This window comes from Caulobacter sp. UC70_42, from assembly GCF_044056025.1.
Classification (GTDB): Bacteria; Pseudomonadota; Alphaproteobacteria; order Caulobacterales; family Caulobacteraceae; genus Caulobacter.
Genome location: NZ_CP171994.1, coordinates 219,396 through 233,318, shown reverse-complemented (window position 1 = coordinate 233,318; position 13,923 = coordinate 219,396). Strand labels below are relative to the sequence as shown.

The 13,923-nt window shown below is 70.4% G+C and carries 13 protein-coding genes and 2 pseudogenes; 9 read left to right on the top strand and 6 right to left on the bottom strand.

Going from position 1 to position 13,923, the window contains the following annotated elements; translation table 11 throughout:
- Positions 1 to 4: 4 nt before the first annotated feature.
- A complete protein-coding gene (rutC, locus tag ACHMW8_RS01430; protein ID WP_125155709.1) occupies positions 5 to 394 on the bottom strand; it encodes a pyrimidine utilization protein C in 390 nt (129 codons plus the stop codon).
- A gap of 126 nt (positions 395 to 520) precedes the next feature.
- Positions 521 to 1,237, bottom strand: a complete 717-nt coding sequence (gene rutB / locus ACHMW8_RS01425; protein ID WP_395444539.1) for a pyrimidine utilization protein B — start codon at positions 1,235 to 1,237, stop codon at positions 521 to 523.
- A gap of 109 nt (positions 1,238 to 1,346) precedes the next feature.
- Between rutB and rutR the strand changes: the two genes are divergently transcribed.
- The 4 genes from rutR to ACHMW8_RS01405 all read left to right on the top strand — a co-directional run bounded on the left by rutR (position 1,347) and on the right by ACHMW8_RS01405 (position 6,037).
- Positions 1,347 to 2,114, top strand: a complete 768-nt coding sequence (rutR, locus tag ACHMW8_RS01420; protein WP_395444538.1) for an HTH-type transcriptional regulator RutR — start codon at positions 1,347 to 1,349, stop codon at positions 2,112 to 2,114.
- 108 nt (positions 2,115 to 2,222) lie between these two features.
- On the top strand, positions 2,223 to 3,848 hold the full coding sequence (locus ACHMW8_RS01415) for an ATP-binding protein (protein WP_233586418.1): 1,626 nt from the start codon (positions 2,223 to 2,225) through the stop codon (positions 3,846 to 3,848).
- Between the two features lie 171 nt (positions 3,849 to 4,019).
- Complete coding sequence (locus ACHMW8_RS01410) at positions 4,020 to 5,615, top strand: flavin monoamine oxidase family protein (RefSeq protein ID WP_395444537.1); 1,596 nt, start codon at positions 4,020 to 4,022, stop codon at positions 5,613 to 5,615.
- A gap of 5 nt (positions 5,616 to 5,620) precedes the next feature.
- Complete coding sequence (locus tag ACHMW8_RS01405) at positions 5,621 to 6,037, top strand: c-type cytochrome (RefSeq protein ID WP_395444536.1); 417 nt, start codon at positions 5,621 to 5,623, stop codon at positions 6,035 to 6,037.
- Between the two features lie 130 nt (positions 6,038 to 6,167).
- On the opposite strand, the gene ACHMW8_RS01400 is transcribed toward ACHMW8_RS01405, so the two are convergent.
- The 3 genes from ACHMW8_RS01400 to ACHMW8_RS01390 all read right to left on the bottom strand — a co-directional run bounded on the left by ACHMW8_RS01400 (position 6,168) and on the right by ACHMW8_RS01390 (position 8,839).
- Positions 6,168 to 6,638, bottom strand: a complete 471-nt coding sequence (locus tag ACHMW8_RS01400; RefSeq protein ID WP_125155715.1) for an SRPBCC family protein — start codon at positions 6,636 to 6,638, stop codon at positions 6,168 to 6,170.
- Entirely contained in the window at positions 6,635 to 6,946 is a 312-nt protein-coding gene (locus ACHMW8_RS01395; RefSeq protein ID WP_395444535.1) for an ArsR/SmtB family transcription factor, read from the bottom strand. The genes ACHMW8_RS01400 and ACHMW8_RS01395 overlap by 4 nt, the downstream gene beginning before the upstream one ends.
- Before the next feature lie 255 nt (positions 6,947 to 7,201).
- Positions 7,202 to 8,839 (bottom strand): aldehyde dehydrogenase (NADP(+)), encoded by a 1,638-nt coding sequence (locus ACHMW8_RS01390; protein ID WP_395444534.1) that lies wholly within the window; start codon positions 8,837 to 8,839, stop codon positions 7,202 to 7,204.
- Positions 8,840 to 8,904: 65 nt separating this feature from the next.
- Between ACHMW8_RS01390 and ACHMW8_RS01385 the strand changes: the two genes are divergently transcribed.
- Together ACHMW8_RS01385 and ACHMW8_RS01380 are read left to right on the top strand one after the other, a co-directional pair.
- Positions 8,905 to 9,753, top strand: a complete 849-nt coding sequence (locus ACHMW8_RS01385) for an oxygenase MpaB family protein (protein ID WP_395444533.1) — start codon at positions 8,905 to 8,907, stop codon at positions 9,751 to 9,753.
- Between the two features lie 161 nt (positions 9,754 to 9,914).
- A pseudogene (locus ACHMW8_RS01380) lies at positions 9,915 to 11,556 on the top strand (DNA-packaging protein).
- On the opposite strand, the gene ACHMW8_RS01375 reads toward ACHMW8_RS01380, so the two are convergent.
- Positions 11,553 to 11,969, bottom strand: coding sequence for an endonuclease domain-containing protein (locus ACHMW8_RS01375; RefSeq protein WP_395444532.1), 417 nt, complete (start codon positions 11,967 to 11,969; stop codon positions 11,553 to 11,555). The pseudogene ACHMW8_RS01380 and the gene ACHMW8_RS01375 overlap by 4 nt on opposite strands.
- Between ACHMW8_RS01375 and ACHMW8_RS01370 the strand changes: the two are divergent.
- From ACHMW8_RS01370 to ACHMW8_RS01360, 3 genes and pseudogenes are all read left to right on the top strand, one after another.
- A pseudogene (locus ACHMW8_RS01370) lies at positions 11,941 to 13,237 on the top strand (phage portal protein). The gene ACHMW8_RS01375 and the pseudogene ACHMW8_RS01370 sit on opposite strands and share 29 nt — an antisense overlap.
- Positions 13,234 to 13,488 (top strand): hypothetical protein, encoded by a 255-nt coding sequence (locus ACHMW8_RS01365; protein WP_125155720.1) that lies wholly within the window; start codon positions 13,234 to 13,236, stop codon positions 13,486 to 13,488. Before ACHMW8_RS01370 ends, ACHMW8_RS01365 begins: the two are co-directional and overlap by 4 nt.
- Positions 13,478 to 13,882 (top strand): HK97 family phage prohead protease, encoded by a 405-nt coding sequence (locus ACHMW8_RS01360; protein ID WP_395444531.1) that lies wholly within the window; start codon positions 13,478 to 13,480, stop codon positions 13,880 to 13,882. The genes ACHMW8_RS01365 and ACHMW8_RS01360 overlap by 11 nt, the downstream gene beginning before the upstream one ends.
- Positions 13,883 to 13,923: the final 41 nt, after the last annotated feature.

Below are 13,923 nucleotides of genomic sequence, written 5' to 3'. Positions count from 1 at the left end.
GCGGCTACTTCTTCCCGATGTGCGCGACCGAGGCGATCTCGACCACGAAGCCGGGCTTCACCAGGCCGCACTGGATGCAGTAGCGGGCCGGCTTGTCGCCGGGGAAGTACTCGGCATAGACCTTGTTCATCGGCGCGTAGTGGGCCCAGTCGGTCAGGAAGATGTGGTTCATGGTCACGTCCTCCATCGTGCCGCCGGCGGTCTCGATCACCGACTTGATGGTCTCCAGCACCTGCCGGGTCTGGGCCTCGGCGTCGTCGGGGAAGGCGACGTTGTTGTCCTTGTCGAAGGCCAGGGTGCCCGAGACGTAGACGATCCCGTCGGCCAGCGTGCCGGGCGAGAACGGGGCGATCGGCGTGCCCGTCCCGGGCGGGGTGATGACGGTCTTGGGCATGGTGGTCTCCTCTGTGCTGCCCCCTCAGTCGGCTTCGCCGACAGCACCCCATGAAGGGGGAGCAGGGCCTGGGTTGTCCTCCCCCCTTCATGGGGGAGGTGGCGCGAAACGCCGGAGGGGGCCGCGCTAGTCCGGCGCCAGCTGCCCGAACGCCCCCTTGAAGTCAGCGGTCGTCGAGACCCAGCCGAAGAAGCTCTCGATGTTGAACAGCGCCGCCTTCTGCACGAAATCCGGACCCGCCTGGTGGGTGGCGTCCTCCAGCACGGTCCCGAAATATTCGAGGAAGAAGCCATCGCGCAGGGTCGACTCGACGCAGACATTGGTGGCGATGCCGACGAACACCAGGTGGCGGATGCCGCGCGCCCGCAGCACGCTGTCCAGCTGGCTGTTGAAGAAGCCTGAGTAGCGGGTCTTGTGCAGCTGGATGTCGCCCGGCTCGGGCTTCAGCGCGTCGACCAGCTCGTAGTCCCACTGGCCGCGCGCCAGGAGCTTGCCCTGCAGCTCGGGCCGGGCGCGCATGGTCTTCAGGGCGTTGGACTTCCACCAGTTGGGCGAGCCGGGACCGCCGGCTTCCACGTACTGGTCGTCCCAGCCGTTCTGGAAATAGATCACCTGCATCCCGGCCGCGCGGGCCACCGGCAGGATGGCCTTGATCTCCTGGATCACCTTCGCCGCCCCGGAGATGTCGAAGCCGGCCAGGTCGAGATAGCCGCCCTTGGACGCGTAGGCGTTCTGCATGTCGATGACGATCACCGCCGTCGTCTTCGGGTCGACCGGGATCGGCTCGGGCCGCGCGGGCAGCATGATCGCGCCGGGCGAAAGCGGAGTGATCGGAGAGCTCATCGACGCGGCTCCTTGTGAAGTCCGAGGGGCATGGAATACCATCCCGCGTAACGTTGCAATCCGAACCGTTCGGTCCATGTTTGACCAAATGGTCCAAGTTCGAGCTGGCATGACCGACGCCGCCGCCAAGACCGTCAAGCCGTCGCGCAAGGCCGCCGGCAAACCGGCGTCCAAGCGCGCGTCCGGCGCCCGCGAGCTGGTCAAGGCCGCCCAAAGCGTGGGCGACATCAAGGCGGCCGAAGCGCTCGAGGGGCATCGCGCCCCCGGTCCTCGCCAAAGGGCCGGCGAGGCCCGCAAGGCCGCCATCCTGAAGGCCGCCCTGGGCGTCTTCGCGCGCCTGGGCCTGGACGGGGCCAGCGTCGAGGCCATCGCCCAGGCGGCGGGGATCTCCAAGGCCAATCTCCTCTACTACCACCCGACCAAGGAGGCCCTGTACGTGGCGGTGCTGGAGCAGGGGCTGTCCCTGTGGCTGGCGCCCCTGAGCCGCTTCAGCGAGGGCGACGATCCCGCCGAGGCGATCGCCGCCCTGATCGACGCCAAGCTCGTGCTGAGCCGCGACCACCCGGAGGTTTCGCGCCTGTTCGCCCTGGAGATGCTGCGCGGCGCGCCGCTGCTCAAGCCGGTGCTCTCGGGGCCCCTGAAGGCGGTGTTCGACGCCAAGGTCGCGGTGATCGAGGCGTGGGCGGCGGCGGGCAGGCTCGCGCCCGTGGACCCGCCGCACCTGATCTTCGCCCTCTGGGCCCTGACCCAGCACTATGCCGACTTCGCCGTCCAGGTGCGGGCCCTGACCGGCAAGTCCTTGTCCGACAAGCGCTTCATGGAGGAGACCCGGGCGGCGGTGACGGCGCTGGTCCTGGACGGCTTAAGGCCGCGTTAGGCCTGAGCTGCGTCCACACGTCACCTTACGGCGAACGTCGTTGTTCATCATGGTGACCGTCCAATGACGCGACCGCACCGACCGCCTCCGACCGCCGAAGCCCGGCCTATGCAACTGATCCACGGGATCGTTGGCGCGGCCGCCGTGCTGGTCGTCGTCTCGATCCTGGGCGGACTGGCCCTGATGATCCTGGCCGCGCGCCAGCTGGATCGCATGGAAGCGGTCGACGAGATCGAGATCACCCAGCGCACCATCGTCCGCACCCTGGAGCGGACGGAGCGCGAGGTGACCTCGGCCACGGTCTGGGACCAGGCCTACAAGGCCATGGGCTGGACGATCGACGCGGCCTGGGCCGACACCGATTTCGCCACCTATTATCACGAGCAGTTCAAGCACGACCTGACCTTCGTCATCCGCTCGGGGCAGGTGGTCTACGCCTCGGCCGGCGGCAAGCGGGTTTCGGCCGACGCCCTCGGCGGCTTTCCCGCCGAAGCGGCCCCGATCGCCGCCGATGTGGCCGCCAAGGCCCGCGCGGCGCGCCGCGCCGGCAAGCTCAGCACCGCCGGCGAGGTGACGCGGACGGGCCTGATGCGGATTGACGACGAGGCCTATCTGGTCGCCTTCGCCGCCGTGACGCCGGAGAGCCGGGCCGTCGCCGACCTCTATGACGGCCCGCCAGCGATCGTCGTCAGCGCCCGCCGCATGGACGCCGCCTTCGTTCATCAGCTGTCGGACGACCTGGGGCTTGACGACCTGGTCCTGCTGCGCCGCCCGGGCGGCGATCCGCCGAAGGTCACCTTGCGCGACATCGAGGGCCAGGCGTTCGGGACCCTGGCCTGGAAGGCCAGGAACCCTGGCCTGAAGCTGCTGAAGAGCGTCGCGCCGTGGCTGCTGATCGGCTTTCTGGTGCTGGCCGCCGCCGGCGCCGTGCTGACCCAGCGCGTCGCCGAGGCCCTGCGCAAGCTGGAGGCCGGGCGCCTGGAGCTGCTGGCCGCCAAGGAGGAGGCCGAGTCCGCCAACGCCGCCAAGACCCGCTTCCTGGCCAATATGAGTCACGAGGTCCGCACCCCGCTGAACGGCGTGCTGGGCATGGCCCAGGTGATGGCCGCCGACACGCTCAGCGAGACGCAGGGCCGCCGCCTGAAGATCCTGCAGGAGTCCGGTCAGGCGCTGCTGGCCCTGCTGAACAGCATCCTCGACATCGCCAGGCTCGAGACCGGCGCGGTGCGGTTGCGGTCCGAGACCTTCGACCTGTCGGCCCTCGTCGAGGCCTCGTGCGCGGCCTTCTCCGGCGCGGCCGCGGCCAAGGGCCTGGACCTGACGTCGGACATCGCGCCCGAGCTGCGCGGCCGCTGGGTCGGCGACCCGATGCGGCTGCGCCAGGTGCTGGGCAATCTGGTGGCCAACGCCGTCAAGTTCACCGACCACGGCGGCGTCACCGTCCGCGTCCGTCCCACGGCCAAGGGTCTGCGCTTCGAGGTCGAGGACACGGGCCTGGGCATCGCCGCCGAGGACCTGCCCGAGCTGTTCAAGACCTTCTCCCAGGTCGACAGCTCCATGACCCGCGTCCACGACGGCGCCGGCCTGGGCCTGTCGATCTGCCGGGAGCTGGTCGAGCTGATGGGCGGCGCGATCGGCGTCCATTCGACGCCGGGACAGGGGTCCAGCTTCCACTTCGTGATCCCGCTGACCCAGGCGGTGTCGGACCGGCCGACTCTGCGGGTGGTGCGGTAGGGAGACGGCTGCACAGTTCCCGCGCAGCCCCATCGTCAGGGCGCCGATAAATCGGGGTCTTTGACGCCACCGCATGGCCTGACGGCCGGCCAAGCCTCGCTCCGGCCGTCGCCCCTGCTAGCCCTTGTCCACACCGTCGGCTTCGACGGTTCTGTCGGGGACGGGCTTTCAATGGAATCGGGTGTGAGGGCGCCGACGCGGCGTCAGCTTCTTTCGGCCATCGCCAAGGTCGGCGGCACGGCCGCTTTGTACCAGGCCATGACCACGCTGGGCCACGCGGCCGAGACTCAGTTCCATGGCCCGCCGAACCTGCAGGGCGCGCGGCCCGGCGCTTCGGTGATCGTGCTGGGCGCGGGCCTGGCGGGGATGCTGGCCGCGTTCGAGCTGACCAAGGCCGGCTACAAGGTCAGGATCCTGGAGTTCCAGAACCGCGCCGGCGGCCGCAACTGGTCCCTGCGCGGAGGCGACACCTACACCGAGCTGGGCGGGGCGACCCAGAAGGTGGCCTTCTCGCCCGGCAACTACCTCAACCCCGGCCCCTGGCGCATCCCGCACCATCACCGCACGCTGCTGCACTACTGCAAGGCCTTCGGCGTGGCCCTGGAGCCGTTCATCCAGTTCAACCACAGCGGCTGGGTCCACTCGTCCCAGGCCTTCGACGGCAAGCCGGTGCGCTTCAACGCCGCCGCCGCCGACTTCGAGGGCAATATCGCCGAGCTGCTGGCCAAGTCGGTCAACGCCAAGGCCCTGGACGACACGGTCACCCAGGAGGACCGGGACAGGCTGCTGGAAGCCCTGAAGGGCTGGGGCATGCTGGACAACGACTACAGGTACTCGGCGTCCTTGAAGGCCTCCAGCCACCGCGGCTTCGAGCGTCCGCCGGGCGGCGGGGTCAACGGCGCGCCGATCCCGTCGAAGGACCTCTACAAGCTGCACGACGTGCTGGACCCGCAGGTCTGGACCTCGATGGCCTTCTTCATGGGCCACGAGATGCAGACCACCATGTTCCAGCCGGTGGGCGGCATGGACATGATCGGCAAGGCCTTCGCCCGCCAGGTCGACGGCCTGATCACCTACAACGCCAAGGTCAGCAAGATCGCCCAGGACGACAAGGGCGTGGTGGTGACCTACGCCGACACGGCCACGGGCAAGGTCACGGACGCCAAGGCCGACTGGTGCGTCTGCACGATCCCGCTGGGCATTCTCGGCCAGATGGATCTGCAGGTGACCGATGAGATGATGGCCGCGATCAAGGCCGTCCCTTATTCGGGTCAGGTCAAGATCGGCCTGGAGATGAAGCGCCGCTTCTGGGAGGAGGACGACTACATCTACGGCGGCCACAGCTTCACCGACCAGGAGATCGCCCTGATCTCCTATCCGAACAACAACATGTTCAAGGACGGGCCGGCGGTGCTGCTGGGCGCCTTCGCCCGCGAGATGGGGGCCTATCGCCTGGCCGGCATGACGCCCGAGCAGCGGATCGAGGTGGCCCTGGCCCAGGGCTCGGTGATCCACCCGAAGAGCTACCGCCAGGAGTTCGCCAGCGGCGCCTCGGTCGCCTGGAGCCGCGTGCCCTGGACCCTGGGCTGCTGCGCCCGCTGGAACGAGGACACCCGCAAGGAACACTACCAGACCCTGGTCGGCATGGACCGCCGGATCGTTCTGGCCGGCGAGCACGCGTCCTACGTCGGCTGCTGGATGGAGGGGGCGCTGCTGTCGTCCATCGACGCCATCACCCGTCTGCACAAGCGCGCGCTGGAGGCTTGAGGATCATGCGGAAGATCATCGTACTGACGGCGGCCCTGATCGCCTTTCCGGCCATGGCCCAGACTTCAGGCGGCGGCGACACCGGCGGCGGCGTGGTCCGGGCGCAAAAGCCCGTGACCGGCGAGCAGGTCTATGGCGCTGTCTGCCAGGCCTGCCACATGGCCGACGCCAAGGGCGCGACGGGGGCGGGGACCATCCCGGCCCTGGCGAACAATCCGCGGCTGGCCGGGGCCGCCTATCCGATCATGATCGTGACCGGCGGCAAGGGCGCCATGCCGGGGTTCGTCGGCACGCTCAGCAACGCCCAGATGGCCGAGGCGGTGACCTATATCCGGACGCACTTCGGCAACAGCTACGCCAAGCCGGTGACGGAAGGCGACGTGGCGAAGTTCGCCAAGCCGCCAGCGGCTGGCGGGCATTAGGCCGATATCCTTCTTCCCCCTCCGGGGGAGGAGCGCCGCAGGCGCGGAGGGGGCGAGTGAGCAAGATCCACTTGCCCCCACCTGACCTGCTCCGCAGGTCGTCCGCCCCCGGGAGGGGGCGGAAGGATGGCTACCCCTCCACGATCGGCGCGATCTGCTCCATCAGCTGCCGGGTGCCGTCCTCGCGGCCCTCGGGCGAGTAGTAGCCGTCCAGGAACACCCCGACCTCGGTGATCACCAGCCGGGTCTTGGGCCCCTCCGGGCGGATCTCGATGGTCGAGACCGACACCGAGGCCAGGTCCTCGCCGTGGTGCATCCAGTAGGTGTAGACGATCCGCTCATCGGGCACGATGTCGTGGTAGCGGCTGCGGAAGTGGTGCGGCGGCTCGCCCGGCGGGCGGCTGACGGCGTAGTCCTCGCCGCCGACGCGGAAGTCCATGCCGCTTTCCGGCGGACCCCATTCCTCGGGGCCGTGGAACCACTGGGCCTTCTTCTGCGGATCGGCGAAGGCGGCGAACACCCGGGCGGGCGAGGCGGCATAGACCCGCTCGACGACGAAGGTGGCGTGGATGGCGCTGCGGGCCATGGGGCGGTCGGTCATTTGGTTTCCCCGTCTTCCTCGGCGGCCAGAAAGGCGCCGAGCCGGTCGAGGCGCTGCTCCCATTGGGTGCGCCTCTGGTTGATCCAGTGTTCGGCAAGGCTCAGGACTTCGGGATTGATCCGGCAGGTGCGCACCCGCCCGATCTTCTCCGACGCCACGATCCCGCCCGCCTCCAGCATGGCCAGGTGCTGCATGACCGCCGGCAGCGACATGTCCAGCGGCCGGGCCAGCTCGCTCACCGAGGCGGGACCCCGGCTGAGCCGCTCGACCATGCTCCGCCGCGCGGGATCCGCGAGGGCCTGGAACATCAGGTCGAGCGAGGGCTGTTGGTTAGGCATGTGCTTAAGTATCTAGGCGTGGGGTGATAGTCAAGCGGTTGCTTAAGTGTCAGGGTAAAAGAAAGGCCGCCCCGGCGGAGCGGCCCAAATCCTTCTTCCCCTCCGGGGGAGGAGCGCCGCAGGCGCGGAGGGGGCAAGTCGGAGCGAAATCACCCTACTTGCCCCCACCTGACCGCGCGTCGCGCGGTCGTCCGCCCCCGGAGGGGGCGGAAGGATGCCGTAGCCTCAGCCCACCTTCATCTTGCCATCCACCCGCCGGGCGATCCCCAGGGGGTTTTCCGTCCGCAGTTCCGTCGGCAGCAGCGTCTCGGGCAGGTTCTGGTAGCTGACCGGGCGCAGGAAGCGCGCGATGGCCAGGGTGCCGACCGAGGTCGCCCGGGCGTCGCTGGTGGCCGGGAACGGGCCGCCGTGGACCATGGCGTGGGCCACCTCCACCCCGGTGCCGAAGCCGTTGACCAGGATGCGGCCGGCCTTCAGCTCCAGCGCCGGCAGCAGGGCGCCGGCCAGGGCATGGTCGGCCTCTTCCAGGTGGATGGCGATGGTCAGCTGGCCTTCCAGGGCGTCGATGACCTTGGCCAGCTCGGCTTCGTCGGTCGCGCGGACGACCACCGAGGCGGCGCCGAACACCTCCTCGTGCAGGTGCGGATTGGCCAGGAAGTCGGCGGCCTTGACGCTGAACAGGGCCGCGCGGCCGGTGTGGCTGCCGTCCGCGCCGGGCAGGCCGCGCGCCACGGTGGTGACCGCCTTGTCCTGCGAGAGGGCGTCGACGCCGTGGGCGAAGGCCTGGCAGATGCCCGGGGTCAGCATGACGGCGGCCGGGGCGGCCTCCACCACCTTGCCGGCGGCCTCGACGAAGGCGTCCAGCTCGGGACCGTCGATGGCCAGGATCAGGCCGGGATTGGTGCAGAACTGGCCGGCGCCCAGGGTTAGGGCGGCCACGAAGTCCGGGGCGATCTTCTCGCCGCGCGCCTTGAGAGCGGCCGGCAGCAGGATGACCGGGTTGATGCTGCTCATCTCGGCGTAGAACGGGATCGGCTCGGGCCGGCCTTGGGCGATGGCGGCCAGCGCCAGGCCCCCGCGGCGCGAACCGGTGAAGCCGGCGGCCTTGACGCGCGGATCGGCGACCAGGGCCACGCCCATCTCGTAGCCGCTGTCGTGGATCATCGAGAACACGCCCGGGTGCAGGCCGACCGAGGCGACGGCGGCCTGGATGGCGCGGCCGATCAGCTCCGACGTGCCGGGGTGAGCCGGGTGGGCCTTGACGATGACCGGGCAGCCGGCCGCCAGGGCCGAGGCGGTGTCGCCGCCGGCCACCGAGAAGGCCAGCGGGAAGTTGCTCGCGCCGAACACGGCCACCGGGCCCAGCGGCACGTTGCGCAGGCGCAGGTCGGGACGCGGCAGGGGCTTGCGGTCCGGCATCGCCGGGTCGATGCGGGCTTCCAGGAAGCCGCCGTCGCGCAGCACGCTGGCGAACAGGCGCAGCTGGCCGGTCGTGCGACCCCGCTCGCCTTCGAGGCGGGCGCGGGGAAGACCGGTCTCGGCCATCACCCGGACGATCAGATCATCGCCGATCGCCTCGATATGCTCGGCGATGGCCTCCAGGAAGGTGGCGCGGGTCTCGTAGGGCAGGGACCGATACGGTCCGAACGCCTCGGCCGCCAGGGCCGCGGCCTGCTCGACATCGGCCTTGGTCGCGCCGCCGAACGCGGGCTCCAGGGTCTCGCCGGTCGCCGGATTGACGCCCTTGATCTCGCCGTTGGTTCCCTTGCGGCTTTCGCCGCCGATCAGAAGCTCGCCCGTCAGATGCACGTTCGTCGTCCCGCGGTTAGTGGTTTCAGTCGGTATAGATGGGAGCGCTAACATGACAAGTCCATGCGCGCGACGGCGGGTTCAGGCGTAGAAGGGGCTGAACCGTGCCGGAGGCGCCCTTGAAAGCCCGTTTCGCCGACGCCGCCAAGGCCTTGTTCGCCAAAACCCTGTTGGAAAGTCCGGGCGGTCCGCGCGTGGATTTCACCGTCCCGGCGGGCGAACCGGCCCTGGCGGCGCCGGATTCGGTGTCGTGGCGGGTGTTCAAGAACCCGGTCGCCCTGTTCGTCGGCGGGGTGACGGCGGTGATCCTGGAACTGGCCGAGCCGCGCGTGCGCACCGGGGTGTGGGAGCATTCCAGCTTCCGGACCGACCCGATGACCCGGCTGAAGCGCACCGGCTTGGCGGCCATGGTCACGGTCTATGGCGCGCGCTCGGTCGCCGAGGCGATGATCGCCGGGGTCGGCCGCCAGCACGCGCGGGTCGGCGGCGTGACGCCCGGCGGCGAGGACTACCAGGCCTCCGACGTCGCCTTGCTTGACTGGGTGCAGGCCACGGCCAGCTTCGGCTTCCTGAACGCCTATCACGCGCTGGTCGCGCCGCTGTCTCTGGAGGATCGCGACCGGTTCTACGCCGAGGCCGCCCCCGCCGCGCGGCTCTACGGGGCTGTGGGCGCGCCGGCGTCCGAAGCCGCCTGGGAGGCCCAGTTGGCGGCGATGCTGCCGCGGCTGGAGCGCTCGGCGATCGTGCTGGAGTTCCTTGAGATGATGCGCGGGGTCAGGGTGGCCGGACCGCTGAGCCGGCTGCAGCATCCGCTGATCCGGGCGGCGGTGGGGCTGGTTCCGAGCGAGGCGCGCGCCGTGCTGGGCCTGGGCCGTGAATGGCTGCCGAGGCCGCTGGAGCTGCCGATCATCCGGGCGGCGGCGCGGTTGGCGGACCGCACGCCGGTCCCCCGGCGCGCCGCCCTATGAGGCCTGCGTGCGGATGGGCCTGCCGGGGACCTGGCTGTACCGGCGCTGACCTCTCCACCGCGTGGCGGCGCCAGGTATGGGGATTGAAGCCGCTGGATCCCCGGCGTTGGCGAAACGGAAGCAAGCGAAATCAATAGCTTGTCACTTTTACGGTCGCCTGAATGATCCGCGCCCGCTGGCGCCGTACCTTTGTGTCATGGCCGGAAGAAGCGACGAGCCGCAGGGCTGGAGCGAGACGCTGCAGACCAGGCTCCGGGCGAAGATGGACACCCTCATCGACGCCTTCGAGACCAGCACGGACCCCGCCGAGAAGGCCCAGATCGAGAAGGACGCCCGCACCTGCGGGGTCTTCGCTCGCTCGGCCAAGGCGATCGAGACGATGGTCCCAGAGCCGCCCGCCGAGAAGATCAAGCCCGCCGCCCCCACCTCCGGCGAGGCGGCCAATGACGACGAGGCCTCCATGCATGACGGCATCCCCGACGACCCCGAAGAGATTCAGGCCGCTCTTGCCGCCCGGTTCGATCGCTTCGCTGAGCTCCTCGAGCTCAAGCGTCGAGCGGAACTGGCTGACGGCGGCGACGCGGACGCTGACCAGGGAGGACCAGCAGCGCCTGCTTAGCGCGCTCCTGGGCGACCCGCTGATCCACCAGATGACGCCGCGCGACGACGCCTGGTCGACCTGGCTGATGCTGGGCGGACGGGGCGCGGGCAAGACCTTCGCCGGCGCGCGCTGGGTCACCTTGAACGCCCTGGCCTATTCGAACCTGGCCCTGGTCGGCCCCACGCTGCACGACGTGCGCGAGGTGATGATCGAGGGCCCGTCCGGGCTGAAGGCGATGGGCGGGCCACTGTTCCGCCCCCGCTGGGAAGCCTCCCGCCGGCGGCTGGTCTGGCCCAACGGCGCGACCGCCTACGCCTTCTCGGCGGAAGATCCGGACAGCCTGCGCGGCCCGCAGTTCCACGCCGCCTGGGCCGACGAGTTCTGCGCCTGGCCGAAACCGGCCGAGACCCTGGCCATGCTGCGCTTCGGCCTGCGGCTGGGCGAGGATCCGCGCCTGGTCGTCACTTCGACGCCCCGGCCGATCCGGGCGCTGAAGGCTCTGATCGCCGAGTCCCGGCGTGGCGGTGACCCGCGCCGGGACCAGCGCCAACGCCGGCAACCTGGCGCCGGCGTTCCTGCGAACGCTGCAGACCCTCTATGGCGGCACCAGACTGGCCGCCCAGGAGCTGGACGGGATCATCGTCGAGACCGACGGCGGACTGTTCCGGGCCGAGGACCTGGCGCGCTGCCGGGCGGCCAAGCCCGCGCGCTTCGACCGCGTGGTCGTGGCGGTGGATCCGCCGGCGACCGCGACCGGCGACGCCTGCGGGATCGTGGTGGTCGGCCGTCGCGACGACCGCGCCTTCGTGCTGGCCGACGAGACCGCGCGCGGCCTCTCGCCCGCCGGCTGGGCGGCGAAGGCCGTGGCCGCCGCGCGGGCCTGGAACGCCGACGCCCTGGTGGCCGAGGCCAACCAGGGCGGCGACATGGTGCGCTCGGTCCTGGCCCAGGCCGATCCGCCGTGCCGCGTGAAGCTGGTCCGCGCCAGCATCGGCAAGCGCGCCCGCGCCGAGCCGGTGGCGGCGCTCTACGAGCAGGGCCGCGTGCTCCACTGCGGCGCCTTCGTCGCGCTGGAGGAAGAGTTGATGGCGCTCGGCTCCGGCGACCTGGAGCACAGCCCCGACCGCGCGGACGCCCTGGTCTGGGCGGTGAGCGAACTGATGCTCGGCGGCCGGCAGACGCCGCGGTTGCGGGCGCTCTAGTGGCGGCCGCCCGCACCTTCTTCCCCCTCCGGGGGAGGAGGATGCGCAGCATCCGGAGGGGGCAAGTGCGCGATGTGTTCCCGGATCGCCGAGAGCGTGTCGTCCACGGACGCGATCACGTCATGCGCGGCAAGTCTCAGCGTCCGCACGCCTTGTTCAAGAAGCCATTGATCCCGGATCGCGTCTCTTCGCGGCCGCGAACCGATGCAGTGGGCATAACTGTCCACCTCCACGTCCAACCTTAGAGCCGAGCAGTAGAAGTCCAGCACATACGGCCCGATCGGATGCTGCCGACGGAACTTGTGGCCATCCAGGCCGCCGCGCCTCAGGGCGTGCCAGAGATTCAGTTCCGGCTTCGACATTTCCTTCCTGAGGCGACGCGCATTGGCGACGGTCGTCCTGGGCGCGGGCATCGCGAACTCCCTGACTTGCCCCCTCCGGGCCTGCGGCCCTCCTCCCCCGGAGGGGGAAGAAGATTGTTGTCGCCACCCTAAATTGTTCACTCTTCGTTCTCAACTCCGAACCCCGGAGCGATCCCTCATGTCCCTTTTCAAACCCCGCCCGCCGGAGCGTAAAGACTCCCGCGCCGCGCGCCTGATCGCCCTCACCACGGGCGGACGGCCGCAGTGGACGCCGCGCGACTATGGCGCCCTGGCCGCCGAGGGCTTCGCCAGGAACCCCGTCGCCTATCGCTGCGTCCGCCTGATCGCCGAGGCCGCCGCCTCGAACGCCGCTGGCGGTGTTCGCGAGCGGCCGGCGCGCCGACGATCATCCGCTCAAGCGCCTGCTGGACCGGCCCAATCCCGAGCAGGGCGGGCCCGACCTGATGGAGGCGTTCTTCGGGAGCCTGCAGGTGGCCGGCAACGCCTATCTGGAAGCGGCTGGCGACGCGGCCCCGACCGAGCTCTACGCCCTGCGCCCCGACCGGATGACCGTGGTCCCCGGACCACGCGGCTGGCCGCTGGCCTATGACTACCAGGCCGCCGGCCGCACGGTTCGCATCGCTCGCGACGCCGACGGCTGGCTGCCGGTGCTGCACCTGAAGCTGTTCAACCCGACCAACGACCACTACGGCTTCTCGCCGCTGGAGGCCGCGGCCTTCGCGATCGACGTCCACAACGCCTCCAGCGCCTGGAACAAGGCGCTGCTGGACAATTCCGCCCGGCCCTCGGGGGCGCTGGTCTATTCGTCCAAGGACGCCGGCGACCGCCTGTCCGACGAGCAGTTCGACCGGTTGAAGACCGAGCTGGCCGCCGCCCATTCGGGTCAGGCCAACGCCGGGCGGCCCCTGCTGCTGGAGGGCGGTCTCGACTGGCGGGCCATGTCGCTGACCCCAGCCGAGATGGACTTCACCGAGGGCAAGCACGCCGCCGCCCGCGAGATCGCCCTGGCGTTCGGCACGCCCCCGCAGCTACTCGGTATTCCGGGTGACAACACCTACGCCAACTATCGCGAGGCCAACGCCGCCTTCTGGCGCGGGACGGTGGTTCCGCTGGCCGAGCGGGCGGCGCGGGCCCTGACCGGCTGGCTGGCCGGCAAGTTTCCCGGCGCCAGGATCGCGCCGGACCTCGACGCCGTCCCGGCCCTGTCGGCCGAGCGCGACGCCCTGTGGAGCCGGCTGCAGGCCGCGTCCTTCCTGACCGACGCCGAGCGCCGGCGGCTTGCGGGGCTGGAGCATTGACCGCGCCCGCGCAAGGCTGGCGGTTCGACCGCCAGGTGTCGATCGGCCTCGTCGTCACCGTCTTCCTGCAGGCCGCCGCCGCCCTGATGTGGGCCGGCCGCGCCTCGGCCCGGATCGACGACATGCAGCGCCGCCTTGAGGCCCAGGCCCCGGTGGCCGAGCGCCTGGCGCGGCTGGAGGAGCAGGCCGCCGCGACCCGCCAGTCGCTGGACCGCATCGAGGCCAAGCTGGAGCGCCGACATGACGGATGAGCTGAGGATCGAAGGCTATGCCTCGCTGTTCTGGACCCGCGACCTCAATGACGACGTCACCGCCGCCGGGGCCTTCGCCGAGAGCCTGGCCGCCGGCGCGCCCGTGGCGATGCTGCACCAGCACGACGAAGCCGAACCCGTCGGGGTCTGGGACGAAGTGATCGAGGACGCCAAGGGCCTGTTCGTGCGCGGGCGGATCCTGAAGACCACGCCGAGAGGCCGCCTGGTCGCCGCCCTGGTCGAGGCCGGGGCCCTGGACGGCCTCTCCATCGGCTTTCGGCAGGTGAAGGCCCGCACCCAAGGCCGCCTGCGCGTGCTGTCCCGCGTCGAGCTGTGGGAGGTGTCGATCGTGACCTTCCCGATGCTGCCCCAAGCGCGGCTGACGATCCGCTGAGGCTCTCCTCCCCCTCTGGGGGAGGTGGCCCAGAGGGCCGG

What these genes read in the sequence shown, in the direction of transcription:
- rutC (WP_125155709.1), bottom strand. Translation starts at nt 394, where the DNA reads ATGCCCAAGACCGTCATCACCCCGCCCGGGACGGGCACGCCGATCGCC.
- rutB (WP_395444539.1), bottom strand. Translation starts at nt 1,237, where the DNA reads ATGAGCTCTCCGATCACTCCGCTTTCGCCCGGCGCGATCATGCTGCCC.
- rutR (WP_395444538.1), top strand. Translation starts at nt 1,347, where the DNA reads ATGACCGACGCCGCCGCCAAGACCGTCAAGCCGTCGCGCAAGGCCGCC.
- ACHMW8_RS01415 (WP_233586418.1), top strand. Translation starts at nt 2,223, where the DNA reads ATGCAACTGATCCACGGGATCGTTGGCGCGGCCGCCGTGCTGGTCGTC.
- ACHMW8_RS01410 (WP_395444537.1), top strand. Translation starts at nt 4,020, where the DNA reads ATGGAATCGGGTGTGAGGGCGCCGACGCGGCGTCAGCTTCTTTCGGCC.
- ACHMW8_RS01405 (WP_395444536.1), top strand. Translation starts at nt 5,621, where the DNA reads ATGCGGAAGATCATCGTACTGACGGCGGCCCTGATCGCCTTTCCGGCC.
- ACHMW8_RS01400 (WP_125155715.1), bottom strand. Translation starts at nt 6,638, where the DNA reads ATGACCGACCGCCCCATGGCCCGCAGCGCCATCCACGCCACCTTCGTC.
- ACHMW8_RS01395 (WP_395444535.1), bottom strand. Translation starts at nt 6,946, where the DNA reads ATGTTCCAGGCCCTCGCGGATCCCGCGCGGCGGAGCATGGTCGAGCGG.
- ACHMW8_RS01390 (WP_395444534.1), bottom strand. Translation starts at nt 8,839, where the DNA reads ATGTTAGCGCTCCCATCTATACCGACTGAAACCACTAACCGCGGGACG.
- ACHMW8_RS01375 (WP_395444532.1), bottom strand. Translation starts at nt 11,969, where the DNA reads ATGCCCGCGCCCAGGACGACCGTCGCCAATGCGCGTCGCCTCAGGAAG.
- ACHMW8_RS01360 (WP_395444531.1), top strand. Translation starts at nt 13,478, where the DNA reads ATGACGGATGAGCTGAGGATCGAAGGCTATGCCTCGCTGTTCTGGACC.